A 23,313-nucleotide genomic window follows, 5' to 3' on the forward strand; every position below is an offset into this window, starting at 1 on the left:
CAAGCCCGCTCCCACATGGATTGCGCTAACCAACTGGCATTTGCCTTGACCAACCCGGCACAAGTGTACGGCGATTTGCGCTCACCGCTGTATGGGCCGGCCCACTCGTCACTCATGATAAAAATGCGGCTCTCGTTACTGGAGCCGTCGTCATGGACCTCGCCACCCTCACCCTGTTTCTCCCGGCCTGCTTCGCCCTGAACATGGCCCCCGGCCCGAACAATCTGCTGTCGGTCAGCAACGCCACCCGCTACGGCTATCGTCGCGCCTGCGTGGCCGGCGTCGGACGCTTGCTGGCCTTTGCCGGGATGATCGCGCTGGCCGCCGCCGGGTTGTCGGTGGTGCTGCAAACCTCGGAATGGCTGTTCTACGCGATCAAAATCATTGGCGCCGCTTACTTGTTGTACCTGGCGTGGCAACTGTGGCGCGCCAATCCCGAGGCCGAACAGCACATCACCGGCAAGTCGATGGGGATCCTGGCTCTGGCGCGGCAGGAGTTTCTGGTGGCGGCGGGTAATCCCAAGGCTATCTTGCTGTTCACCGCATTCCTGCCCCAGTTCGTCGACCCGACTCGACCGATTGCCGCGCAATTCGTCGTGCTCGGTGCGTTGTTCCTGATGCTGGAATGGATCGCCATCAGCGCCTACGCCTACATGGGCCTGCACATGCGCCGCTGGTTCGCCGAACCACGGGGCAAGCGGATATTCAACCGTTGCTGCGCGGGATTGTTGTCGGCAGCAGCTTCGGTGTTGTTGATGGCGAAACGGGCCTGATCTTTACCCTTGAGACGGCCCTTTCAGTTCGACCTGATTGCCGTCCGGATCAAAGCAATAGATCGACAGCCCGTGGCCTTCGGCACCGAAACGCACCGCGGCTTTCTCGGGTGTCAGGCCGAAGGACTGCAAGTGACTGACCAGCGCTTCCTCGTCGAACGGTTCAATGCGCAGGCAGAAGTGATCGACGTTGCGCCGTTCGTTGCCAGCGGCAGCACCGCCCTTGCGGCCGAGTTCACCGTGGATGTCGACGAGGTCAATCATCGAGGTGCCCGCACGCAAATGCACCATGCCCAGATCGTCACGGCGCTTGACCAGTTCGGCGCCGAATACCTCGCCGTAAAAAGTGATGCTTCGTTCGAGATCCTTGACGCGCAGGACGATGTGATCGATGTGTTTGATCGTGAACGGTTGCATTAGGAAGATTCCTGAAAATATCGTTTACAGGATTATCGGTGACCCGATGACTGTAGCTCAGCCACAAAAATTCACTGTCGATTTTCCGGTGGAGGCGCCGGGCGACGCGGCATATGCTCAGTCCATGAACCTACAAAACGCTGCGCTTCCGCCCCACGCCGAGATGGTTCGCGCCATGCTCGAACGCGACACCGCCTACGAGGGGGTGTTCTTTACCGCGGTCAAAACCACTGGCATTTTCTGCCGCCCCGGCTGTACGGCGCGTAAACCGAAGCCGGAAAACGTCGAGTTCTTTGCCCATGCCGATGAGGCGATGTCGGCGGGCTATCGGGCATGCCTGCGTTGCAAGCCGTTGGACGCCAAAGCCATCGCGCCGGACTGGGTGCAGCGACTGCTCAAATCCGTGGACGCCGACCCCGACCTGCGCTGGACCGATGCCCAATTGCTCGCCGAGGGCATCGAGCCGCTGAAATTGCGCCGCTGGTTCAAGCAGCATTTCGGCATGACCTTTCACGCCTGGCTGCGTACCCGACGCCTTGGCATGGCCTTGGGCGGCATCAAACAGGGCGAATCCATCGACAACGCCGCGTTCGACTCCGGCTACGAATCCCTGAGCGGCTTTCGCGATGCGTTTCAAAAATCGTTCCATATCACGCCCGGCCGTGCCGCCCACAGCGAGCCACTGCTGTTCACTCGGCTGACCACACCGCTAGGGCCGATGATCGCCATGGCCGAACAGCGTGGTCTGGTGCTGCTGGAGTTTCTCGATCGACCGGCACTGACCAAGGAAATCGAAGAACTGCAGAACCGGTATGGTTACGCCGTGGCCCCCGGGCATAACGGACATCTGCAGCAGATCGAAGAAGAACTGGCGCAATACTTCGCTGGTAAACGAACCGAATTCAACGTGCCACTACATCTGCCCGGCAGCGCTTTCGCCCGGCAGGTATGGGCCGAACTGATGAAGATCCCCTACGGCCAGACCACTACTTATGGCGCCATCGCCGCACAACTCGGCAAGCCCGGCGCCAGTCGCGCCGTGGGGCTGGCCAACGGACAAAACCGCTTGGCGATTATCTTGCCCTGTCACCGGGTGATCGGTGCAGATGGCTCATTGACCGGCTATGGTGGAGGACAACCGCGCAAGGCGTTTCTGCTCAGGCTGGAAAGCGCCGCGGTGCAAATCACCCAACAACTCGCATTCTGATCACTCCACCGTTTATTCAAAAAAAAGTCATAAGGAAGGACATTCGATGGACACACTCGACAACCAATTCCACCAACTGCACCAAAGCGGCCTGCTGATTCTGACCAACGTCGCCGATGCCACCGGGGCGCGACTGGTGGAACAACTGGGCAGCAAGGCCGTCGCCACCAGCAGCGCGGCGGTGGCTTGGGTTCACGGTTACCCGGATGGCAACACTTTGCCGCTTGAACGTCTCGTTTCCACCGTCGAATCCATCGCCCGAGTCACCACGGTGCCGTTGACCGTGGACATTGAGGCCGGTTATTCCGATGACCTGGGTCGGGTCGCAGAAGTGATCGACGCCGTCATCGCTGCCGGTGCCGTGGGGATCAATATCGAAGACGGTGCTTCGCCGCCCGAACTGCTGGCGCGCAAGATCGAAATCGCTCGCCAGGTCGCCAATCGCCGGGACGTAAAGCTATTTATCAACGCTCGGACCGACGTGTACCTCAGGGGCCTGGTGCCGGCCGAAGATCGCGTCGCAGAGACACTCAAACGGGCCGCGTTGTATCAGGCCGCCGGTGCCGACGGGCTGTTCGCGGCGGGCGTCACGGCGGCGTATGAGATCGAAGCGCTATGCCGTGGCACGACGCTGCCGGTGAACGTGCTAGGTTTCGCGGGCCTGCCTTCGCCGGAAGAACTGCAAGCCCTTGGCGTGCGCCGTTTGAGCGCCGGCTCGAGCATCGCCGAATTCCTCTACGGCGCCATGGCGTCGGTGGCGAAAAGCTTTCTGGAAACCGGAAAACTCGATAGCAGCGACCTCAAGGCCTTCACTTATGGCCAAGTGAACGCCCTGCTGGCCCCCACCGGCAAAGTTTGACCGCAAGCAATGGAGTGCGGCGCTACGGGGCGACGACTAATCTTCCCGCAGTCACCCGCACTTCAGGATGCTCCATGCCCGACACCTATCAACTGGCCAGCGAATTTCTCTCGGCCCTCGATACCGATTGGCAACGTCACATCAGCGCCATCGGCCCCTGCCTGCATCAGCCCCATGCGGCTCGCGATCCTTACGAATCGCTGGTGCGAGCGATTGCCTATCAGCAACTGCATGCCAAGGCCGGCGATGCGATTGTCGGCCGGCTGCTGGCGCTGTTTCCTTCAAGCACCTTCCCAAGACCTGCGCAGATTCTGGCGACAGACTTCGAAAAGATGCGCGGTTGCGGATTTTCCGCCAGCAAGATCGCGACCATTCAGGGCATCGCTCAAGCGGCTCTGGACGGCGTGGTGCCGGATTACGCCACGGCCTTGGCCATGGACGATGAAGCGTTGATCGAACGCTTGATTACCTTGCGCGGGGTGGGTCGCTGGACGGTGGAAATGCTACTGATCTACAGCCTGGAGCGGCCAGACATTTTGCCGGCCGATGACTTTGGGGTGCGCGAGGGATATCGGCGGCTGAAGGGGTTGGAGATACAGCCGACTCGTAAGCAGATGATTGAAATCGGGTTGGCATGGCGCCCTTATCGGACGGTGGCGGCGTGGTACTTGTGGCGGGTGCCTAACCGGTAGACCGAGTTATCGTTCATCGCGGGCAAGCCCGCTCCCACAAGGATCGAGGCTGTTCACAGATTTTTGTCCCTCCCACGGAACCTGTGGGAGCGGGCTTGCCCGCGATAGCGGCCGCTCAGCCACCCTGAATTCAACTGCCCGGAAACCCTGACGGTCTAGGCTGTCTTGAGCCATCCCAAGACCCGTCGGAGGTTCCCATGCAGCTCGAAGGCTCCTGCCATTGCGGCGCAGTGTCGTTCAGCCTGACCAGCGCCCACCCCTACCCTTATCAACGCTGCTATTGCTCGATCTGTCGCAAGACCCAGGGCGGTGGCGGCTATGCGATCAACCTGGGCGGCGATGCCGACAGCCTCAAGGTGCACGGTCGCAAGCACATCTCGATTTACCATGCGCGGCTCAAGGAAGAAGGTGACAAACGCGCCCGCCGCAGCACCGCCGAGCGGCATTTCTGTTCCGTTTGCGGTTCGGGATTATGGCTGTTCAGTCCTGAATGGCCGGAGTTGATTCATCCGTTTGCCTCGGCCATCGACACTCCGTTGCCGGTACCACCGGAACACACGCACCTGATGCTCGGCTCCAAGGCGCCGTGGGTGGAAGTCGAGGCGCATCCGGGCGACCAGCAGTTCGACGTCTATCCGGAAGAGTCCATCGCCCAATGGCATGAGCGCCTGGGGTTGAGCCGTTAGGCTGCTTCTGATTTATGAGGGCCCGAAAAGATCGCAGCCTGCGGCAGCTCCTACGCCGACCGTGCACACCTGCGAATGAGCGGATATACCCCGCTCCTGTAGGAGCTGCCGCAGGCTGCGATCTTTTGATCTTCTGCCTTTATCACGCCGCTACCGGCACACCACTGTGAAAGCGGAACTCCACATCCGGCGACTCGATCAACGCCTGCTCGGCGTCACGAACCTTGTCGATCACCTGGGCGATGTCCTTGGCGTCACCGTACTGATAGGCCAGTTTCAGGTAACCCTGGAAATGCCGCGCCTCGCTTTTCAGCAGGCCGAAGTAGAACTTGCCCAGTTCTTCATCCAGATGCGGCACCAACGCCTCGAAACGCTCGCAGCTGCGGGCTTCGATGAAGGCGCCAACCACCAGCGTATCCACCAGTTTCACCGGTTCGTGGCTGCGCACCACTTTGCGCAGCCCCGAGGCGTAACGCCCGGCGGACAGCTGACGCAGCTCGATCTTGCGCTTCTTCATCAGGCGCATGACCTGTTCGTGGTGCACCAGCTCTTCCCGGGCCAGACGCGACATCAGGTTGATCAGATCGACGTGGGAGTGATATTTGGCAATCAGGCTCAACGCCGTGCTGGCCGCCTTGAATTCGCAGTTTTTGTGGTCGATCAGTAGGGTTTCCTGATCGGCCAGCGCGGCCTGGACCCAGCCATCGGGCGTGCGGCAGCCAAGGAATTCGTGAATTTCGGGAAGGATCATGGGGCTCACGGATAAAAGGTACAGAACGAAGGGCGCCGATTATACCGGCCTGCCGACAGACCACCAGCCGCCAACCGTTGATATGCATCAAGTCGCCGAATGCCGACCAGCAACTATAGTTGTCCAACGCAGTGTTTTTTACCTTCCAGGGAGATTCCGATCATGCAAGCCATTCGCAGCATTCTGGTGGTCATCGAACCCGAGCACTCGGAGAGCCTGGCGCTCAAACGGGCCAAACTGATCGCTGGCGTGACCCAGGCCCATTTGCACCTGTTGGTCTGCGATAAAAAGCATGACCACGCTGGCATGCTGGGTGTGCTCAAGGCGGCCCTGCTGGAGGACGGTTACAGCGTCACCACCGAACAGGCCTGGAACGAAAGCCTGCAAGAAACCATCGTCGATGTGCAGCAAGCCGAAGGCTGCGGGCTGGTGATCAAGCAGCACTTCCCCGACAGTGCGTTGAAAAAGGCCCTGCTGACCCCGGCGGACTGGAAACTACTGCGCTCCTGCCCTACTCCAGTGTTGCTGGTGAAAACCTCGAAACCCTGGACCGGTGGCGTGATCCTGGCGGCTATCGATGTCGGCAACATCGACGGCGAACACCGTACCCTGCATGCCAGCATCATCGATCATGGCTACGACATCGCCAGCCTGGCCAAAGCCCATTTACACGTGATCAGCGCTCACCCGTCGCCGATGCTGTCGGCGGCCGACCCGACGTTTCAGCTAAAGGAAACCATCGAGGCCAGTTACCGCGAGCAGTGCAAGGCGTTCCAGGCCGAGTTCGACATTGATGATGACCATCTGCACATCGAGGAAGGTCCGGCGGATGTGTTGATTCCGTATATGGCCCATAAATTGGGAGCATCGGTGACGGTGATCGGCACCGTGGCGCGGACCGGGTTGTCCGGGGCGTTGATCGGTAATACGGCGGAAGTGGTGCTGGATGCGCTGGAAAGCGATGTGCTGGTGCTCAAGCCGGATACGGTCATGGATCATCTGGAAGAGATCGTGACCCAGCATTAAGCAAGATCAAAAGATCGCAGCCTTCGGCAGCTCCTACATGGATCGCTTCCCCTGTAGGAGCTGCCGAAGGCTGCGATCTTTTGACTTTAAAAATCAGCCGCCGAACGCATCCTTGAGAAACCCCGGCGCAATGTAGCGCTGGTAATGCGCCTCAGACAGCAGGAAAAATTCCCGATCAATGGCATCGCGCAATTCCGGGAGGTTCCAGTCGCGGAACTCCGGCAGCAACACCATCCCGTAGGCTTCCAGATTATTGATCACCCGCGCACCCCGGGCGATCAATTGGTATGCCCAGCAATACTCCGACTGATGCGGCACAAAACGAATCTTGCGCTGCTCCAGCTGTAGACGCAGCAACGCGGGATCGAAAATCTCTAGCTTGCTGGCCATCACCTGCGACAACAGTTGCTCAAGACGCAGCCATACCGCGCGTTTTTCTTCCTCGTTGTAACCATTCCAGTGAATCACTTCATGGTGGAAACGCTTGCAGCCACGGCACACCAGATCACCGTAAACAGTGGAGCAGAGGCCGACGCAGGGGGTCTTGATGGTCTGATTGGGCATAGGTAGGCAAAACACGGGAAAGCAGAACAGATCGGCATGTTAGCCCTTTGTCTAACATTCATCACCCCTCAAAATTCAGGGCGGAGGGTCTATTGGACTTTAGTGACGGCCGCGTTGCGCGCCTACGTGCGCGAGGCTGCGTTGCGGGATTTGCCAAGGGAACAACCATTAGCAGCATCCCGCGCCTTGCCTCGCACACGTAGGCCCACAACGTGCCTCGCCACCAAAGTCCAATAGACCCTCACTTACCTTTAATTTTTTTTTGCCGTAGAATCAGCCAGCCTTTTAAGGCGCCAATGTCCGTTAGAAGCTGTTTTCAAAGCGTCACGAGCACAGTCGTTCCTTCAGAGCGGTGTTGGCGAAGGGTTTTTCAGCGGTGAAAAACCTGACGCCAACCCTCATCAGCTCCCCGTTCTGCAGGCGTAAAACTTTGAAAGCAGCTTCTGTAAGGAATTGTCGGTAATTCTGGCTAAGCGGCCCACAACGCCACGCAGCGCATGAGTACGGCAATTTCGGGATGAGCGTCCCGGACACCCATTTGGGACCACTGATGAGGGTAATAACTGTGCTTGAAGCCTACCGCAAACATATCGAAGAGCGTGCAGCACTGGGTATCGTTCCCCAGCCGCTTAACGCCGAACAAACTGCAGGCCTGGTCGAGCTGCTGAAAAATCCCCCGGCTGGCGAAGAAGCCTTCCTCGTTGACCTGATCACCAATCGCGTTCCACCTGGAGTGGACGAAGCGGCCTATGTAAAGGCCGGTTTCCTCTCTGCCCTCGCCAAAGGCGAAGCCAAATCCCCTCTGATCGACAAGAAGCGCGCTGTTGAACTGCTCGGCACCATGCAGGGCGGCTACAACATCGTGACGCTGGTCAATCTGCTGGACGACGCCGAACTGGCACCAGTAGCCGCCGAAGAACTCAAGCACACCCTGCTGATGTTCGATGCTTTCCACGACGTCGCTGAACGCGCCAAGAACGGCAACGTTCACGCCAAAGGCGTGCTGCAATCCTGGGCTGACGGCGAGTGGTTCAAGAACCGCCCTGTGCTGGCCGACAAGATCAGCCTGCGCGTGTTCAAGGTGACTGGCGAAACCAACACCGACGACCTGTCCCCTGCTCCTGATGCCTGGTCCCGCCCGGACATCCCGCTGCACGCCCTGGCCATGCTGAAAATGGCTCGCGACGGCATCGTGCCGGACGTACAAGGCTCCATCGGACCGATGAAGCAGATCGAAGAAATGCGCAACAGCGGCTTCCCGATCGCCTACGTCGGTGACGTGGTCGGTACTGGTTCGTCGCGTAAATCGGCCACCAACTCGGTGCTGTGGTTCTTCGGCGACGACGTTCCTTTCGTGCCGAACAAGCGCGCTGGCGGCTTCTGCTTCGGCAGCAAGATCGCTCCAATCTTCTACAACACCATGGAAGATGCCGGCGCACTGCCAATCGAATTTGATGTGACCAACATCAACATGGGCGACGTGATCGACCTGTACCCGCACGCTGGCAAAGTCTGCAAGCACGGTACCGACGAAGTCATCACCACCTTCGAAATGAAGACCCCTGTGCTGTTGGACGAAGTCCGTGCCGGCGGTCGTATTCCGCTGATCATCGGCCGTGGCCTGACCGATAAGGCTCGCGCCGAACTGGGTCTGCCAGCGTTCGACCTGTTCAAGAAACCGGATGCACCGATCGAAAGCACCAAGGGTTTCACCCTGGCGCAGAAAATGGTCGGCAAGGCGTGCGGCGTAGCCGGTGTGCGTCCAGGCACCTACTGCGAACCGAAGATGACCACCGTCGGTTCCCAGGACACCACCGGTCCAATGACCCGTGACGAACTGAAAGACCTGGCGTGCCTGGGCTTCTCCGCTGATCTGGTGATGCAGTCGTTCTGCCACACCGCGGCTTATCCAAAGCCGATCGACGTGACCACCCACCACACCCTGCCTGACTTCATCATGACCCGCGGCGGCGTTTCCCTGCGTCCGGGCGACGGCATCATCCACAGCTGGCTGAACCGCATGCTGCTGCCGGACACCGTCGGTACCGGTGGTGACTCCCACACTCGTTTCCCGATGGGCATTTCGTTCCCGGCCGGTTCCGGTCTGGTCGCATTCGCCGCTGCCACTGGCGTGATGCCGCTGGACATGCCGGAATCGATCCTGGTGCGCTTCAAAGGCGAGATGCAACCGGGCGTCACCCTGCGTGACCTGGTTCACGCCATTCCTTACTTCGCGATTCAGGCTGGCTTGCTGACCGTCGAGAAGAAAGGCAAGAAGAACGCCTTCTCCGGCCGCATCCTGGAAATCGAAGGCCTGGACAACCTGAGCATCGAACAGGCTTTCGAGCTGTCCGACGCCTCGGCCGAACGTTCGGCTGCCGGTTGCACCATCAAGCTGTCGAAAGAGTCGATCACCGAATACCTGCAATCGAACATCACCCTGCTGCGCTGGATGATCGGTGAAGGCTACGGTGATGTGCGTACCCTGGAACGTCGTGCTCAAGCGATGGAAGCCTGGATCGCCAACCCTGAGTTGATGGTTGCCGATGCTGACGCCGAATACGCTGAAATCATCGAAATCGACCTGGCCGACATCAAAGAGCCTGTGCTCTGCGCGCCAAACGATCCGGACGACGCCCGTCTGCTGTCCAGCGTTGCTGGCGAGAAGATCGACGAAGTGTTCATCGGTTCGTGCATGACCAACATCGGTCACTTCCGCGCTGCCGGCAAGTTGCTGGAACAGGTCAAGGGTCAGCTGCCAACCCGTCTGTGGCTGTCGCCGCCGACCAAAATGGACGCTCACCAGCTGACCGAAGAAGGCTACTACGGCATCTACGGCAAGGCCGGCGCACGCATGGAAATGCCAGGCTGCTCGCTGTGCATGGGTAACCAGGCACGTGTAGAGCCGAACTCCACCGTGGTGTCGACATCGACCCGTAACTTCCCGAACCGTCTGGGTGACGGCGCGAACGTCTACCTGGCTTCGGCCGAGCTGGCGTCCGTTGCGTCCATCCTGGGTCGCCTGCCGACCGTCGAGGAGTACATGGAATACGCTGGCAAGATCGACAGCATGGCGGCCGACGTTTACCGCTACCTGTCCTTCGACCAGATCGCCGAGTTCCGTGAAGCTGCTGCGAACGCCAACATCCCGGTCGTTCAAGCCTAACGTTACAACGCCATAAAAAACGCCGCCCATCGTGAGATGAGCGGCGTTTTTTTATGCCTGCGACACCTCCCCGGCCAACGTGAGCGCTTGGTGTACGGCAACGTCGACACTCAGATCGCTGAGAATGACCTGTTCGCGCTCCCGTGCGGGCAATATCGAGAGTACCGCCTGAGCCTGGTCCTTGAGCCGCGCCAGGATCAACAACATGTTCAGCGCCCGCACCTGCAAAAAGAACGCTTGCAGCGCTTCGATGCTGGTGCCATCCAGATCGGGCGACTCTTCGAGGCTGAGAATAATCGTATGCACCGGTGGCTCTGAGTGCCGGGCCAGATGCAGCGCACCACCCAGAATGCGTTCCACATTAGCGAAAAACAGTGCCTCGCTGGGCCTGACGATCAATATGCCGGGGGTTTCCACGGCTTGAGGATGGTGCTGCAGATCGACGTAATCGTGACCGCTGCCCATTTGCCCCAGCACTTGAATATCCGCCGAAGACATCTGTTTCAGCATCAACACCACGCTGATCACCACCGCCACCAGCAAGCCGTCCAGCACCCCCAACACCAGCACCGCTGCTACCGCACAGATCACCAGCAAGCGGTCGCGGCGCCAGATGAAATAGCGCCCCAATGGCTGCAGGCTCAAACCGCGCGCCAAGGCATGAATGACGATGGCGGCCAGCACCGGCTCGGGAGTCAGGGCGATGTAGGGCAACACCGTCAATACGATGAGCAAGACCACCCCCGCCGCCACCGCGCCGGCCAGACGCGAACCGGCCCCCGCCGCCTCATTGGCCGACGTCGCGGAGTAACCGGCGCCCGCCGGCATGCCATGGAATAGCCCGGACAGCAGATTGGCCGCGCCGAGGGCCAGCAGATCGCGGTTCGAGGAAACCCGATCACCGTGCTTGAGCGCAAACGAGGTGATCGATCCGTAAGACTCGGCATACAGAATCATCACCATGGCAATCGCCAATTCCCCCAGACGCAGCCAGTCGGTAAACGGCAACACTGGCAGCCGAGGCATTTCAAGGCTCAGATCGATCACACCGATCATTTTCACCCCGTAGGCCGGCAAGTTCAGCCATTGGCCGGCCGCAATACCGAGCGCCACCACCAGCAAACCTCCAGGCAAACGCCGGACCCGCGCGCACAACCCCAGCACCACCAATGACACAGCCGCCACCAGCGCGCCGACGCGATTCCACTGTGGTAACTGCTCCAGCAACTGCGGCATGAGGTGGATCAGATTGCCGCTGTTCAAGTGCACATCGACGGCGCTCGCCACCTGCTTGAGGATGATGGTTATCGCCAGGCCCAAGGCAAAGCCGCGCAACACCGGTTTGGCAATGAACGAGGTCACGCTGCCGAGCCTGAGCAACCCGGCCAGCAAAAAGAACCCACCGGTTACCAGTACCAGACCGATCGCCAGGCTCATACGCAGGGCGGAATCACCGTTGGCCAGCGTGGCGGTGGAGGCAGCCAGAACGGCGGCGGAGGAAGAGGTCGCGGAAACGATCGCAAAACGGCTGGTGCCTAATAGCCCGTAGCACAGCAGACCGGCAAACAACGCAATGACCCCGGCCTGTGGCGGTAACGCAGCAATGGTGGAATAGGCGACCGCCTCGGGCAACAACAAACCGGCAATTGACAAGCCGGCCAAAACGTCCAGCCAGCGATTGGGTATATCGGCAGGGGGTTGCGCCGTTGCGCCAATGGCACCTGCCATAAAGCGTCTCCAGAGAAAGCGCTCCACGATGATGCGCTAATGCAACCCGCAGCTTAGTCGTTAATCCCCTGCAATGGTGTGCTCTGGATCAGGTTGCCCTGATCTTCGCAGGAGCGAGGCTTGCCCGCGTTATCGTTCTTCGCGGGCAAGCCGGATCGCTTCAACAGGGTATGGGTCAGGCCGTCAGTGAATAGATCAACGCTGAAATCGCCACCAGGCCCACCGCTGTCACGAATACATTGGACGCTTGACCACGAAAGCGCGCCATGGCCGGGACCTTGCGGATCGCGTACATCGGCATCAGGAACAGGATCGCCGCGATGATCGGGCCACCGAGGGTTTCGATCATGCCGAGAATGCTCGGGTTCAGCGTGGCAACGATCCAGCAGACCACCAGCATGAACGCCGCGGTCATGCGGTCCAGCGTCTTCGGTGCCGGGCGTTTGCCGCTCTTGACGATCAGGCCCTTCAAGCCTTCGCTGGCGCCGATGTAGTGGCCCAGGAACGACTTGGAAATGGCCACGAAGGCAATCAACGGCGCCGCGAAGGCGATGGTCGGGTTGCTGAAGTGGTTGGCCAGGTACGACAGGATCGACAGGTTCTGCGCCTTGGCTTCCGCCAGTTGTGCCGGCGACAGGGTCAGCACGCAGCTGAAGACGAAGAACAGCACCATCACCACCATCAAGAGGTGGGCGCGGGACAGGATCTGCGAGCTGCGCTCTTCGGCATGCGCGCCGTAGCGACGTTTCTGGTCCACCGCGAACGCCGAGATGATCGGCGAGTGGTTGAACGAGAACACCATCACCGGAATCGCCAGCCACAGGGTGTGCAGCAACGCCGACGACTCAGGCAGCGTGGTCGCGGTGCTGAGGATGCCGCCATTCCAGTGCGGAACCAGGAACACCGCCAGGAACAGCAGCGCGACGATGAACGGATACACCATCAGGCTCATGGCCTTGACGATCGCCTGTTCACCGCAGCGCACCACTGCCAACAGGCCGAGAATCAATACGAACGACAGCACGGCGCGCGGTGGCGGCGTGATGTGCAGTTGATGTTCGAGGAAACTGCCCACGGTGTTGGTCAGGGCCACGCTGTAGATCAGCAGGATCGGGAAGATCGCGAAGAAATACAGCAACGTGATCAACGCGCCGGCCTTGATGCCGAAATGCTCTTCCACCACTTCGGTGATATCGGCGCCTTCGCGGCCGGACAACACAAAGCGGGTCAGGCCACGGTGTGCGTAAAACGTCATGGGGAATGCCAGCACTGCCAGGATCAGCAGCGGCCAGAAACCGCCCAGCCCCGCATTGATCGGCAAAAACAGGGTACCGGCCCCGATTGCCGTGCCAAACAGGCCCAGCATCCAGGTGGTGTCATGGCGATTCCAGCTTTCTAGGCTCGCTGGTGTCGCCGCTACATAGCGTTCGTCGACGCTATTGGCCTGATCATTCATCCGGTCGGATCTCCGCTTTCCGGTCACTTGCCACCCGGTCAGGACGAGTCGGAAAAATCCGACAGGCAGCGCCCTGGCCGAAACAGGGGCGCGATTGTCCGGGATTAATCAGCAGAAGCAAAGACTTAGCTGAGGAATGGTTGTACGGATCAGATGGGGGTCGGCACGACGAACTCCTTGTAGCAGCTGTCGAAGCCTTCGGCTTGTAGCAGCTGTCGAGCCTGCGAGGCTGCGTTCGGCTGCGGAGCAGTCGTCAAACCAGAACTTGCGGTGCGTCAGACAAACCGCATCAGCCGGATTCACGACTGCTGCGCAGCCGAACGCAGCCTCGCAGGCTCGACAGCTGCTACAGATTGCATTTCGGCTGTACAACATTCATTGCGGACAAATCCTCTCCCATCTGCCGCGCGCTGATCTAGTGTTGTCTATAGAAGGATCGCAGGCTTCGCCAGCTCCTACCCTTGGGAGTCAAAAACCCTGGCCATTGCCAAACCGCTCTGGAGTCAGCAATCTGAAGTGACGTTCGAGCCCCCAACATTCCGCTGCCCGCAGGAGCCCAGCATGACCGCAACTGTTCTGGTACTGGTTGAAACCATCAATGAATACCTGCCGATTCTCGAACATCAGGGGTTTCATCTGATCCTGGCCCCGACCCCGGCCGAGCGCGCCGCTGCCATTGCCCGACAGGGCGGTCAGATCGATGCGGTGCTGACGCGCGGCCCATTGGGCCTGCACGCCAATGAAATTGCCGCCCTGCCCAACCTCAAGATCATCTGCGTGATCGGCGCCGGCTACGAGCACGTCGACCTGCAAGCCGCCGCCGACCGCGGCATCACCGTCACCAACGGGGCCGGCGTCAATGCCTCTTCCGTCGCCGACCACGCCATGGCGCTGCTGCTGGCACTGGTGCGGGATATTCCTCGGGCCGATGCTGCCGTGCGTCGGGGCGAGTGGCCGAAAATCATGCGCCCTTCCCTGGCCGGCAAACGCCTGGGCATCCTCGGCCTTGGGGCCGTCGGCATCGCTATCGCCAAACGTGCGGCCAACGGCTTCGACATGAGCGTGAGTTACCACAATCGCCAGCATCGCAGCGACGTACCCTATACCTTCTGCTCAACGCCAGCCGAACTGGCACGCCATTCGGACTTTCTGATCATTGCCGCACCCGGCGGGCTCGGTACCCAACACTTGATCAACAGGCAGGTACTCGACGCTTTGGGGCCCAACGGATTTATCGTCAACATCGCGCGAGCCAGCGTGATCGTCACGGCAGACCTGATCAGCGCGCTGGAACAACGACGGATCGCCGGTGCCGCGCTGGATGTCTTCGATAACGAACCCCAGGTGCCGGACGCTCTTAAGGGACTGGCCAACGTGATTTTGACCCCGCACGTCGCCGGATTGTCCCCGGAGGCCACCCAAGGCACCGTGGAATTGGTCGGCAAAAACCTGATGGCGTTTTTTTCCGGCCAACCGGTCCTGACCCCGATTGCTTTACCGCCGCCGACGGCAGCCACCCGACTCAATCACTAAAGGACGCCCAACAGCGTCCACAGTCGCCGGGATTCGGCATCGGCGCTGATCAGTTCTCCAAGCAGCTCGCTCAGGGGCTTGTTGCCCCACTCCACGCCCCGTTTGATCAAATAGGGAACCGGGCTGTGGGGTTCGGTGCGCGCCAGGTACTCGGCGATCAACAGCAATTGCCGGTACGCCTCTTCACGATTCGCCGGCTCGCTGAACACTTGGGGCGTCGGAATGATGTCCGGCACGGCGGCCGGGCTCGATGCCGCCACCGCAGGCGTTTCGACAGGCGCCGGGGTTGGTTTTCGTGGATGCATGGCGATGAACTCCTGAACCAGCGTCAACAACGCTTCGATCACATCCTGCAGCGCTTTGAAGCCTGGGGCCTGGTTGCCGAGATACGCGTCGCTCCACACCTCCAGGCGTTGCAGGTGCTGCTGGCTGAGCAGCAGCGTGCCTTGGCTGCGCAACCAGAATGACAACGGGGTGGCGCGAATCTGTTCGGTCAGTTTCTTCTGTTCGTTGCGTGCGTTCTCGGCCGAGGTCTTGGCCGTTTTACTGTCGCTAGCCTGTACCTGTTGCAGCTGCAACCGGCGCCAGGCATCCAGACAGAAACTATCGAACTCATTGTTGCGCGGCTCGAACAGCGGCACTCGGGTCAGCAACACTTCAGCGTAGCGTCGTGCCAGCCATTCGAGCGGTATCACCCGCCATGACTGATCGCCGTCCTCAGCCTGTGGGTGCAGGTGCTCGGGATAGCGCTCGCATAACCCGGCCACCAGCGCCAGGCTGCCCGGCAAACCTTCGAGCCCGTCCTGATGCAGCCAGGCCTCCCCCAGCCAGGCGCTGAGCATCAAATCCTTGCTGCGTTCGAGCAGCAGGCTGGTGGTCAGTTTTTCCAGTTCCGGCCATTGGGCGCGCTTGATCGACGACTGCCAGACCCCTGTGGGCAAACTGGTGTCGTCCTCGCGGCGCAGTTCGCGCAACCGGTCGAACTCAGGCTCATAACGCAGGTCCTGGCCACAGGGGGCCTCCACGCTGATCGGTTCGAGCAGTTGGGTGATCAGTTCCGGCAACGGCGTTGAAGGTTGATTCACAGCCCCTCCTTTTGGGATTCGATGTCATGGGCTTCAATGCCCGCGGTTGATCTCGTCACCATGAACGGTGAGCGCGGGGCCCGGGTTGGCAAGGGCTGAATGGACAGCGGCAATTTCGAGCCCTGGGTCATCAACGACAGGCGCACAAACATCAGCGTTTGCTCGGCGGTGGTGGTGCTGGCCTGCGTCGTCACAGGCAGGCGCAAGGTCAACGGAAAATCCGTGTAGTCCATGTTCGGCTGGCGCTGCACTGACCCGTGCGAGCGCATCAAGCGCAATAACGACCACGGACCGCTGTACTCCCAGCCCGCTTCCAGATCCCGTACCACCAGGCTCGGCTGCAACGGATCGTTGGCCGGGCGCTGGTAGCCATTTCGGGCCCAACGCAAGGTCAGCCGAATCGGTTGACCGACCATCCAGCGCAGGTTCTGCTGGGCCTCACCGGGGTAGCTGAGCTGTTGATTGCCGGCATTCAAGCCCCAGGCAATCACCTGATCGGCACCGCGTTCTTCCTCTCGATCGGTACGCCAGCGCACGTCCATCTCCAGCCCCAACACACCGCTCTTGTCGCGTACAAACATCGGGCCCAGCCAGGTGCTGGCTTGCTTCAGACGATTGAGAAAGTCTTCGGCGGCCAAGCGCTCCGGGGTCTGGTTCAGCAGCAATCCGGCCTGTGCCACCGGCAAACGTTTGTCGATCAGCTCCAGCAAATGCTGAACCCTGGCCGGGTCAGCGTCGGCGGCTTGAAGGCCATTGGCAAACGGAAAGCGCTCCGCCAGGTACTGATTGAAATAATTGGCCAGATCGTTCCACGCTGCCGCCGCCTGTTGCTGTTGCAGGAACTGGCAGCGTTGCATGGCGGTTTGTTGCAAATCCACCGCCCGCAACGCCAATGTTCCGCGCCCGCCAGACAGGTTGGCGGTTTGCAGAATCTGGCCGCAGGACGTGGCGTCCATTTCAATGAAGTCGCGACTGACCAATTGCTCGATCTGCGCCGGCGAACTGGCGGGGTTTTGCTCCTTGTACTTGAGCAGCTCGTCGTTGAGCGCATTGAACTGCGTCACGCGTTCATAATCCAGCGCCGAGAGGTTCTGTTGCTGGACTTTCAGCCATTCCAGCGCCGAGGTGCGTCGCTCGGTGATGCCGAGCATGGTGTTGAATTGCTGCTTGAGGCTCAGTTTCAAATCCTGCACGTCGTTGGCGCCATACAGTTGCAGGCCGAGGTTTTTCGAGCCGTCCCACTGGCTGATTTCAGTGCGCCCGCTGAACAGCGGCTGGGCGACGATTTCGTCGAGGCCGCTGACGATTTCGGCCAGGGCGCGGCGGTTCAAGGCAGTTTGCAAACGTGTGGCCAGATCGCTGCGGCGCACCTCGATAAAGGCTTTCTGCAAGGCAATCGCCTGGGAGGCCTGCACATTGAAAACGCCGCTATGGACCTGAGCATTGTGCTCGCGCAGGCTCGACAACATGGCCTTGACCACCGCGCCTTCGGCCGCTTGCAGCAAGGCTCCGCGATACGCCGGGGGAATGCGCGGCAGCTCTTCGGCGGCGTAACTCTTATAGCTGGCGAAATAGTTCAGCGCACTGTCGAGGTCGTCGCCATCAACGCCCTGCCCTTGCCCATTCGGGGCTTCGGAGCGATCCGCGTGTAAGGCGATGGCCACAAAGTCACGTTTGAACAACGCCTGTACCGCGTTGTTCAGCTGCACCACATGTTCCTGCAAAACCAGTTGCCCGCTGCCTTGCTGAATCAATAAATTATCCCGGGAGCCGGCCTGGACGATCCATTGATCGCGAAAGCTCTGCTGCAGCTTGGCCGCCTGCATTTCCAACTGTTGTTCCAGTTGCGGTCCGAGCAAGGCGCTTTTGCGCACATTGTCCAGCAACTCGCGATAGCCAGGCACCAGGTCCTGGCCTTTGCCACGGCCCCACGCCGAATTCGTCAAGCCGATCACGGTTTGCAGATCATCGACCAGTGCTCGCAAATCTTCGAGCTCGGTGAGCGAGTTGCCACTGCCGGCTTCCAGCCGCTCCAGATGCAGCTTGAGATAACCGGCCTGGCGCACGAAATTGTCGGCCAGGAAATACTGGTCCAGCCAGCGCTCCATGAGCCCGAGGAAGTTTTCCTCGATCACGGGGCGCTCGACGGTCAGATCCAGCGGTCGCAAGTCGCTGCCATCAGCATCGAACAACGCCCGGTTGTAAAAACCGGCGCGGTGCAGAGTGCCGACGTTGAGGTTCAGCGACAACGCGTTGTTGCTCAGCAACACCAGGTCTTCGAGGGGGGCCTTGGGATTGTTCAGCGCCTGACTGAACCACTGGTTCTGCTGTTCCAGACGCACCGCACGCTCCACCAGATCCTTGGCCTTGACGTAGTTTTGCCATTGAGCCGGATCTTCACTTTCGACGTTGCCCCGTCGTTCGGTGTTGCGGATGGTCTTGAGTTGCGCCAGCTCCGCGCTCAACAGGTCGCGCAACGGCAGCATCAAATGGCTCTGGGCGGTCAGGCGCAACTCGCTCGCCAGCTGCGCATCCAGCGAAGAGAACCAGGAGGTCGGAAATACCACTGAGGTGAAGCTCCAGCCCGGCGCCTTTTCCAGCACTCGCCAGAAGCCCTGGACGTTGCGCCGGGTCGACTCCAGCCGATGAGATTCATCGGTGACCGCCGCGTAGTTTTTCTGCGCCCCTTGCAGCAGGCGCGACAGTTCATGGGCCTCCTTGACCGAATCCTGCCAGACCCACAGCATGCCCGCGCCCCAGACCAGCGCAACCACCAGCGCCACCCCGCCGGTCACGCGCTGCCAGCGTTGACGCAGGCGTAACAGACGCGGCACCACCTGGGCCAGACCGCGCTCGGCGACCACCCGTCGCTGCCACAATTGCCGGGCGAAGGCGCTCTGCTGCAACCCGGTGTCGTAGGCCGAAAATCCGTCGGTGCTGTCTTCCGAGGGCTGATTGGCCGTGAAATAAATACCGCGAAAGCGCGGCGCCTCGCCTTGCGCATTGCCCTGGAAAACCGGTTCCAACAAGGATTGCAGATGGCGTCGCATGGCTTCGAAGCGTTCCGGCAAGCCATACAGCTCGCTGCTCAACTGCCCGGACAAGGCGCCGATTTCGATGATCGATTCCGCCAAAGCCCGAGTAACCTGATCCAGCGCCTGATCGCTCCATTGCGCTTGCCAGACCGCATCGGTTCCGTGGGGCGACGACCAGCCCAGCGTGCGTTCGCGGGTCTCGACCGGCAGCGCGGTGATCAATTCCTGAAAGCCCGGCAACTCTTCCATGCCGGTAATGACCACATACACCGGCAAGCTCAGCCCGAACCGTTGCAACAAATCGATGAAGCGTCGACGCGCCGCCAACCCGAGGGTCGCGGCTTGTTCGACATTGCCCAGTCGACTGACCGGCACCGTCCAGATCACCCCGTCCAGCGGACGTTGACTGCGCAAGCGCAGGATCAATCCCAGCAAGCGCCACCAGCCGCCGCGTTGCAGGTGCATGCCTTCATCCGGCAAAAACAGCGCCTGTGGCACCACCAGTACCGCACCCTCAGGGTCCGACCACCAGCGACCGAACCAGGCCGGTTTGTCGGTGGGCTGCAAGCGCCACTGAGTACATAGCTGAGCGCCCTGGGTTTCGTTGCCGAGCATCAACAGCCATGGAATCTGGTACCGGTCCTGGGCGCCCTGCTCCTGCTCCATGTGCCGCACCGCCAGATAAAAACTGCGAATCGCCGCACCGCTTTGCGTGCGTAACCACCAGACCGCTACCCCGACAATCGCCAGCACCAACAGCACGGCGATGATGAGGCCGATAATCCCCAGCGTGCTCATGAGTCTTGCTCCGAGGCGGTCACGGAATCGGTCATCTGCAAGACCGGTTCGAGCTCCAGACGAATGTCACGCCAGAACAACTGCCCCAACCCGGTCAGCAGCAGCACCATGGCGAGAATCCCCAGGCCCAGGCGAAAACCGTCGGGCAACGAAAGACGCACCGGCAATTGCATCGGCGGCACCGCCGAAGGTTGTTCGAGCCGGGCACTGACGTCGGCATAATCCGCCTCGTGCTGCCAGGCAAAGGTGAACAGCGCCAGGCGCCATTTTTCATGCTGGGCCTGATTCTGTTCGCCGCGCAGACGTCCCTGAAATCCCAGCACCAGACACTGCAAATAGACGTTGGCCAGATCGCGAGTGGTGGGAATCTGCTCGTCCAGCAGTTCCTTGATCGCCAGCGGTATCCGCTCACCGGCCTGACGACTGGCGTACAACCGCGACTCCAGCGGCTTTTCCTGCCAGGCCGACTGGCCGGGCCAAGGCGTAAACAGCAAGGTTTCATCGACCAGCGCGACAAAGGCATAGACCAGCGCTTTGACTTGCTCGGTGGCGGCGTCACCGACTTTGGCGAATGCCGTTCGCCAGAGTCGTTGGGAGATTTGCGTGGAGAGTTCGACCACCGCTTCCACCAGCGCCTCGTCCTCGCTGTCCTTGGGCAACTGGTTCCAGTCCTGGGACCATTGTTGCCAGGCCTGGCGAAAAGCACTGCTCAGCGGCGCTTCGTGGAGGCCTCGTGTACCCGACCCGACATTGCCCTCAGACATATGACGTTCCTTCCTTGATCAAGCACTTTCACTCGCCTGGGCGACAAACAACACCACTTGCCATGGACTGCTGGTCAGCCTGGAAGCCGGGGCGGCAATCAGCAACGGCAACTGCCCGTCGAACCATTGGCCTTCGGCCGTCACCACAAACAACCGCGTATCGTCGCCGACGCTGTAGGCCACTTGTTCATTGCGACTCATGGCCTGATGGGACAAACCACTCATGCGCTGGCGACTGAGCAACGCGATGTGCGGCTGCGACGCAATGATCGCCCCGCGCAACCATTCGCTAGCGGCCTGCTCGCTGGCACCGTTGGGCATGCGCAAACCGATGATCAGCCGTTGGCTCGGCTGGTCATCGGGCAATTGAATCGAGAAGGTCTGTTCACTGCGTTCGAACGCCAGGCTGCGATAACCGGCGCGGATCAATTCGAGGGTCTTTTCAAGCCAGTCGAGCACCGCTTCATAGCCACGCTGCAATTCAAGAAAATCCAGTGGAGCGAACGCCGGAACACCGGCCAATGGATCGAGCGCCGACCAGGCGCCGGCCAACCCGAGCAGCAACCCATACAGCGCCTGAGGCGTCGCCACTCGACTGTTCAGCAGGCCTTCGACTTCCGGCAGCCGCGCCCAGAGCGCCGTCAACTGGCGACGAATTTCCAGCGCGTCGTCCTGATTGCCGGCCTGCTGCGCCTGGCGCAAACGACCGGCGAGGAACATGCATTTCTCCCGCGCCCGGGCACACAGCGCCGCCACGCGCCGACCCACTACCGACTCGGGCAACAGGCACGGCGTCGGCGGGGTGTACGGCAATTGAAGAAAGCCGCCGCCCTCCTTGCGAATTCTCAGCAGCGGCAGGCAGACGGAATCCGCCTTGTTCAGCTGCGTGCACAAACGTGGGTTCGGACGCCAGACTGTGATCGATTCGGGGTACTCGCCGCTCGTGAGGTCCGGCAACGCATCGCCGACCACCGACTGCAATCGGCCCTTGAGCGGCAGCAACTGCCCGGCGCGCCACAGCGGACTGATCGCCAGGTAAACGGTGACAGTGGCGTTGTCCGTGGCGTCGATCGCTTCACTGACATCGAGCTCCAGCATCGGTCCCACACCGGCCTGCAGATTGACCGGCAAACCGTCCGGCAAGGTCGCCTGTAAATTGATCAGTCGTACGAGCCCGGCGCTCAATGCCGAAGGATCGAACTCAACGCGAGTCACGCCCCAGAACCACGGATTACAGGCCTGGGCAAAATGCGCCACCAGCGCCTCGGCCCGCAGCCCTTGCAACTGAAAATGCTGGGGCAATAACTGCATGCCCTCATGCCAGCAAACCGCGTCAGGTAGCAGACTCATACGATTCCCTTCGACCTCTTGTGGTGCCTGACTTGAACATCAGCCTTTGTGGGAGCAATCCTGTGGCGAGGGGGCTTGCCCCTGTTGGGTTGCGAAGCAGCCCCAAAATCGCTGATGCACCAACAATCTTGTGAGTGCTACGCACTCAAACGGGGGCAAGCCCCCTCGCCACAGAGCCCCCTCGCCACAATCCTGTGTTCAGTTCGGGTGGTCGCTGACCAGCGTCATCTCGCGACTGTCGAACTTGAGCCAGGCGTTGCTCTGATCGTCCAGCCGTAACCGGTGTGCTCCGGGAGTGTTATAGCTGGCGAAGACTAAAAGTCCAGCCGCCCGCTGGCCCCCCAGCGGGAAGGGTTGTTTGTCGATGAATTGACCGGGCACCAGCTCCAGTCCCCAGACCGTCATCAGCTGTCGGTAGTCGCGCTGGAACTGCTCGCGTTCGGCGAACCACTGCCGGGCGGTGATGCCCGACAACTGCTTGAGCAGATCCACGTCGTTCACCGCAATGAAGTCCACCGCGATCGGGGTGTCATCGTTGGCGCGAGGCGCGACGTCCAGCGTCAGGTTATCGAGGTCGACACGAGGCCCGAACAACGAACACCCTGCGAGTGACAGGAATAGAACCAAAGAAAATAAACGTGCGTACAAAATGAATTTTCCTTTTCTCGACACGGTCCAAAATTGCTTTTTGTTTGCTTTTTTATAGACCTGTTCTAGCGTCTTGGGTAGTTCGGTCGGCACGACGAATGTGGAAGGTTCGTCAAAGGAATGACAGGTCCTCTGCCCTCCCTTTCTAACCTACGGTCCAGTAAGGGAATGCGATGAAACGGGCCTCCCGATGCATTGCGCCCGCCTCATGCATCGGAGTCAGCCACCATGGCAGAAAGTACTCAGCACAAGCTCGACAGGGTTCGCCCGCCCCGGGTGCAAATCACCTACGACGTCGAAATCGGCAACGCAATCGAGAAGAAAGAATTGCCGTTGGTCGTGGGCATTCTTGCCGACCTCTCCGGCAAACCTCTCGAGCCACTCCCGAAATTGAATGAACGGCGTTTCACCGAAATCGATCGCGACAACTTCAACGAAGTGCTCGCCTCGATCGGCCCGCGCGCCACCTTGCAGGTCACCAACACCCTCAGCGGCGACGACAGCAAACTCAACATCGAGCTCAACTTCAAACACATCGACGACTTCGACCCGGTCAAGGTGGTTGAGCAGGTCACTCCGCTGCGGCGCCTGTTCGAAGCCCGTCAGCGTCTGCGCGATCTGCTGACCAAGCTCGATGGCAATGATGATCTGGACAAGCTGTTGCGCGACGTCATCGCCAATACCGAGGGACTGCAAGAGATCAAGTCGGCCCGCCCGGAAACCGCCGCCGCCCCCGCAGGCGACAGCGAAGCACCTAGCGAACCGCAGGCCTGAT

Annotated in this window: 19 protein-coding genes; 9 read left to right on the plus strand and 10 right to left on the minus strand. The window is 60.4% G+C overall.

The window, feature by feature from the left end:
• Positions 1 to 152 precede the first annotated feature (152 nt).
• A complete protein-coding gene (locus KGB18_RS24485) occupies positions 153 to 773 on the plus strand; it encodes a LysE family translocator (RefSeq protein ID WP_201060287.1) in 621 nt (206 codons plus the stop codon).
• 3 nt (positions 774 to 776) lie between these two features.
• Here KGB18_RS24485 and KGB18_RS24490 read toward each other — a convergent pair whose 3' ends face one another.
• The gene (locus KGB18_RS24490; RefSeq protein WP_201060286.1) at positions 777 to 1,190 is read right to left on the minus strand and encodes a VOC family protein; all 414 of its coding nucleotides are present in this window, start codon (positions 1,188 to 1,190) and stop codon (positions 777 to 779) included.
• A gap of 124 nt (positions 1,191 to 1,314) precedes the next feature.
• On the opposite strand from KGB18_RS24490, the gene KGB18_RS24495 reads away from it, so the two are divergent.
• From KGB18_RS24495 to KGB18_RS24510, 4 genes are all read left to right on the plus strand, one after another.
• Entirely contained in the window at positions 1,315 to 2,397 is a 1,083-nt protein-coding gene (locus KGB18_RS24495; RefSeq protein ID WP_223570627.1) for a bifunctional transcriptional activator/DNA repair enzyme AdaA, read from the plus strand.
• 46 nt (positions 2,398 to 2,443) lie between these two features.
• Positions 2,444 to 3,256 carry an isocitrate lyase/phosphoenolpyruvate mutase family protein gene (locus tag KGB18_RS24500; RefSeq protein WP_123720475.1) on the plus strand — a complete coding sequence of 271 codons (813 nt, stop codon included), beginning with the start codon at positions 2,444 to 2,446 and terminating at the stop codon, positions 3,254 to 3,256.
• A gap of 74 nt (positions 3,257 to 3,330) precedes the next feature.
• Positions 3,331 to 3,948 (plus strand): DNA-3-methyladenine glycosylase family protein, encoded by a 618-nt coding sequence (locus KGB18_RS24505; RefSeq protein ID WP_123720474.1) that lies wholly within the window; start codon positions 3,331 to 3,333, stop codon positions 3,946 to 3,948.
• A 197-nt stretch (positions 3,949 to 4,145) separates the two neighbouring features.
• Positions 4,146 to 4,634, plus strand: coding sequence for a GFA family protein (locus tag KGB18_RS24510; RefSeq protein ID WP_201060284.1), 489 nt, complete (start codon positions 4,146 to 4,148; stop codon positions 4,632 to 4,634).
• Between the two features lie 142 nt (positions 4,635 to 4,776).
• Here the strand turns inward: KGB18_RS24510 and KGB18_RS24515 are convergent, their stop codons facing one another.
• Positions 4,777 to 5,385 (minus strand): tRNA-(ms[2]io[6]A)-hydroxylase, encoded by a 609-nt coding sequence (locus KGB18_RS24515; RefSeq protein WP_008010271.1) that lies wholly within the window; start codon positions 5,383 to 5,385, stop codon positions 4,777 to 4,779.
• Between the two features lie 162 nt (positions 5,386 to 5,547).
• Between KGB18_RS24515 and KGB18_RS24520 the strand changes: the two genes are divergently transcribed.
• The gene (locus KGB18_RS24520; protein WP_048394587.1) at positions 5,548 to 6,411 is read left to right on the plus strand and encodes a universal stress protein; all 864 of its coding nucleotides are present in this window, start codon (positions 5,548 to 5,550) and stop codon (positions 6,409 to 6,411) included.
• Between the two features lie 93 nt (positions 6,412 to 6,504).
• Here the strand turns inward: KGB18_RS24520 and KGB18_RS24525 are convergent, their stop codons facing one another.
• Positions 6,505 to 6,975 (minus strand): DUF1289 domain-containing protein, encoded by a 471-nt coding sequence (locus tag KGB18_RS24525; RefSeq protein ID WP_052964219.1) that lies wholly within the window; start codon positions 6,973 to 6,975, stop codon positions 6,505 to 6,507.
• A 565-nt stretch (positions 6,976 to 7,540) separates the two neighbouring features.
• On the opposite strand from KGB18_RS24525, the gene acnB reads away from it, so the two are divergent.
• On the plus strand, positions 7,541 to 10,141 hold the full coding sequence (gene acnB / locus KGB18_RS24530; RefSeq protein ID WP_123720472.1) for a bifunctional aconitate hydratase 2/2-methylisocitrate dehydratase: 2,601 nt from the start codon (positions 7,541 to 7,543) through the stop codon (positions 10,139 to 10,141).
• 51 nt (positions 10,142 to 10,192) lie between these two features.
• Here acnB and KGB18_RS24535 read toward each other — a convergent pair whose 3' ends face one another.
• Both KGB18_RS24535 and KGB18_RS24540 read right to left on the minus strand, forming a co-directional pair.
• Entirely contained in the window at positions 10,193 to 11,869 is a 1,677-nt protein-coding gene (locus KGB18_RS24535) for a SulP family inorganic anion transporter (RefSeq protein WP_223570628.1), read from the minus strand.
• 175 nt (positions 11,870 to 12,044) lie between these two features.
• Positions 12,045 to 13,325, minus strand: a complete 1,281-nt coding sequence (locus KGB18_RS24540) for a serine/threonine transporter (RefSeq protein ID WP_123720471.1) — start codon at positions 13,323 to 13,325, stop codon at positions 12,045 to 12,047.
• 561 nt (positions 13,326 to 13,886) lie between these two features.
• Here KGB18_RS24540 and KGB18_RS24545 point away from each other — a divergent pair.
• On the plus strand, positions 13,887 to 14,858 hold the full coding sequence (locus KGB18_RS24545) for a 2-hydroxyacid dehydrogenase (RefSeq protein ID WP_201060281.1): 972 nt from the start codon (positions 13,887 to 13,889) through the stop codon (positions 14,856 to 14,858).
• Here KGB18_RS24545 and tssA read toward each other — a convergent pair.
• The 5 genes from tssA to KGB18_RS24570 all read right to left on the minus strand — a co-directional run bounded on the left by tssA (position 14,855) and on the right by KGB18_RS24570 (position 22,538).
• Positions 14,855 to 15,943, minus strand: coding sequence for a type VI secretion system protein TssA (gene tssA, locus KGB18_RS24550; protein ID WP_201060280.1), 1,089 nt, complete (start codon positions 15,941 to 15,943; stop codon positions 14,855 to 14,857). The genes KGB18_RS24545 and tssA overlap by 4 nt on opposite strands.
• On the minus strand, positions 15,940 to 19,776 hold the full coding sequence (locus KGB18_RS24555; protein WP_223570629.1) for a type VI secretion system protein: 3,837 nt from the start codon (positions 19,774 to 19,776) through the stop codon (positions 15,940 to 15,942). The genes tssA and KGB18_RS24555 overlap by 4 nt, the downstream gene beginning before the upstream one ends.
• Complete coding sequence (locus KGB18_RS24560; protein WP_223570630.1) at positions 19,773 to 20,540, minus strand: DotU family type IV/VI secretion system protein; 768 nt, start codon at positions 20,538 to 20,540, stop codon at positions 19,773 to 19,775. The genes KGB18_RS24555 and KGB18_RS24560 overlap by 4 nt, the downstream gene beginning before the upstream one ends.
• Positions 20,541 to 20,558: 18 nt before the next feature.
• Complete coding sequence (gene tssK, locus KGB18_RS24565) at positions 20,559 to 21,890, minus strand: type VI secretion system baseplate subunit TssK (protein WP_223570631.1); 1,332 nt, start codon at positions 21,888 to 21,890, stop codon at positions 20,559 to 20,561.
• Between the two features lie 198 nt (positions 21,891 to 22,088).
• Positions 22,089 to 22,538: a type VI secretion protein gene (locus KGB18_RS24570; protein WP_123720465.1), complete on the minus strand. Its 450-nt coding sequence runs from the start codon at positions 22,536 to 22,538 to the stop codon at positions 22,089 to 22,091.
• A 228-nt stretch (positions 22,539 to 22,766) separates the two neighbouring features.
• Here KGB18_RS24570 and tssB point away from each other — a divergent pair, with 228 nt between their 5' ends.
• Positions 22,767 to 23,312 carry a type VI secretion system contractile sheath small subunit gene (gene tssB / locus KGB18_RS24575; protein WP_123720464.1) on the plus strand — a complete coding sequence of 182 codons (546 nt, stop codon included), beginning with the start codon at positions 22,767 to 22,769 and terminating at the stop codon, positions 23,310 to 23,312.
• Position 23,313: the final 1 nt, after the last annotated feature.

This window comes from Pseudomonas sp. BF-R-26, assembly GCF_019947395.1.
In the GTDB taxonomy this organism is placed as follows: domain Bacteria; phylum Pseudomonadota; class Gammaproteobacteria; order Pseudomonadales; family Pseudomonadaceae; genus Aquipseudomonas; species Aquipseudomonas farris.

Bases quoted from the DNA above. Each gene is read 5' to 3' on its own strand.
- KGB18_RS24485 (WP_201060287.1), top strand. From the start codon at position 153: ATGGACCTCGCCACCCTCACCCTGTTTCTCCCGGCCTGCTTCGCCCTG.
- KGB18_RS24490 (WP_201060286.1), bottom strand. From the start codon at position 1,190: ATGCAACCGTTCACGATCAAACACATCGATCACATCGTCCTGCGCGTC.
- KGB18_RS24495 (WP_223570627.1), top strand. From the start codon at position 1,315: ATGAACCTACAAAACGCTGCGCTTCCGCCCCACGCCGAGATGGTTCGC.
- KGB18_RS24500 (WP_123720475.1), top strand. From the start codon at position 2,444: ATGGACACACTCGACAACCAATTCCACCAACTGCACCAAAGCGGCCTG.
- KGB18_RS24505 (WP_123720474.1), top strand. From the start codon at position 3,331: ATGCCCGACACCTATCAACTGGCCAGCGAATTTCTCTCGGCCCTCGAT.
- KGB18_RS24510 (WP_201060284.1), top strand. From the start codon at position 4,146: ATGCAGCTCGAAGGCTCCTGCCATTGCGGCGCAGTGTCGTTCAGCCTG.
- KGB18_RS24515 (WP_008010271.1), bottom strand. From the start codon at position 5,385: ATGATCCTTCCCGAAATTCACGAATTCCTTGGCTGCCGCACGCCCGAT.
- KGB18_RS24520 (WP_048394587.1), top strand. From the start codon at position 5,548: ATGCAAGCCATTCGCAGCATTCTGGTGGTCATCGAACCCGAGCACTCG.
- KGB18_RS24525 (WP_052964219.1), bottom strand. From the start codon at position 6,975: ATGCCCAATCAGACCATCAAGACCCCCTGCGTCGGCCTCTGCTCCACT.
- KGB18_RS24535 (WP_223570628.1), bottom strand. From the start codon at position 11,869: ATGGCAGGTGCCATTGGCGCAACGGCGCAACCCCCTGCCGATATACCC.
- KGB18_RS24540 (WP_123720471.1), bottom strand. From the start codon at position 13,325: ATGAATGATCAGGCCAATAGCGTCGACGAACGCTATGTAGCGGCGACA.
- KGB18_RS24545 (WP_201060281.1), top strand. From the start codon at position 13,887: ATGACCGCAACTGTTCTGGTACTGGTTGAAACCATCAATGAATACCTG.
- KGB18_RS24555 (WP_223570629.1), bottom strand. From the start codon at position 19,776: ATGAGCACGCTGGGGATTATCGGCCTCATCATCGCCGTGCTGTTGGTG.
- KGB18_RS24560 (WP_223570630.1), bottom strand. From the start codon at position 20,540: ATGTCTGAGGGCAATGTCGGGTCGGGTACACGAGGCCTCCACGAAGCG.
- tssK (WP_223570631.1), bottom strand. From the start codon at position 21,890: ATGAGTCTGCTACCTGACGCGGTTTGCTGGCATGAGGGCATGCAGTTA.
- tssB (WP_123720464.1), top strand. From the start codon at position 22,767: ATGGCAGAAAGTACTCAGCACAAGCTCGACAGGGTTCGCCCGCCCCGG.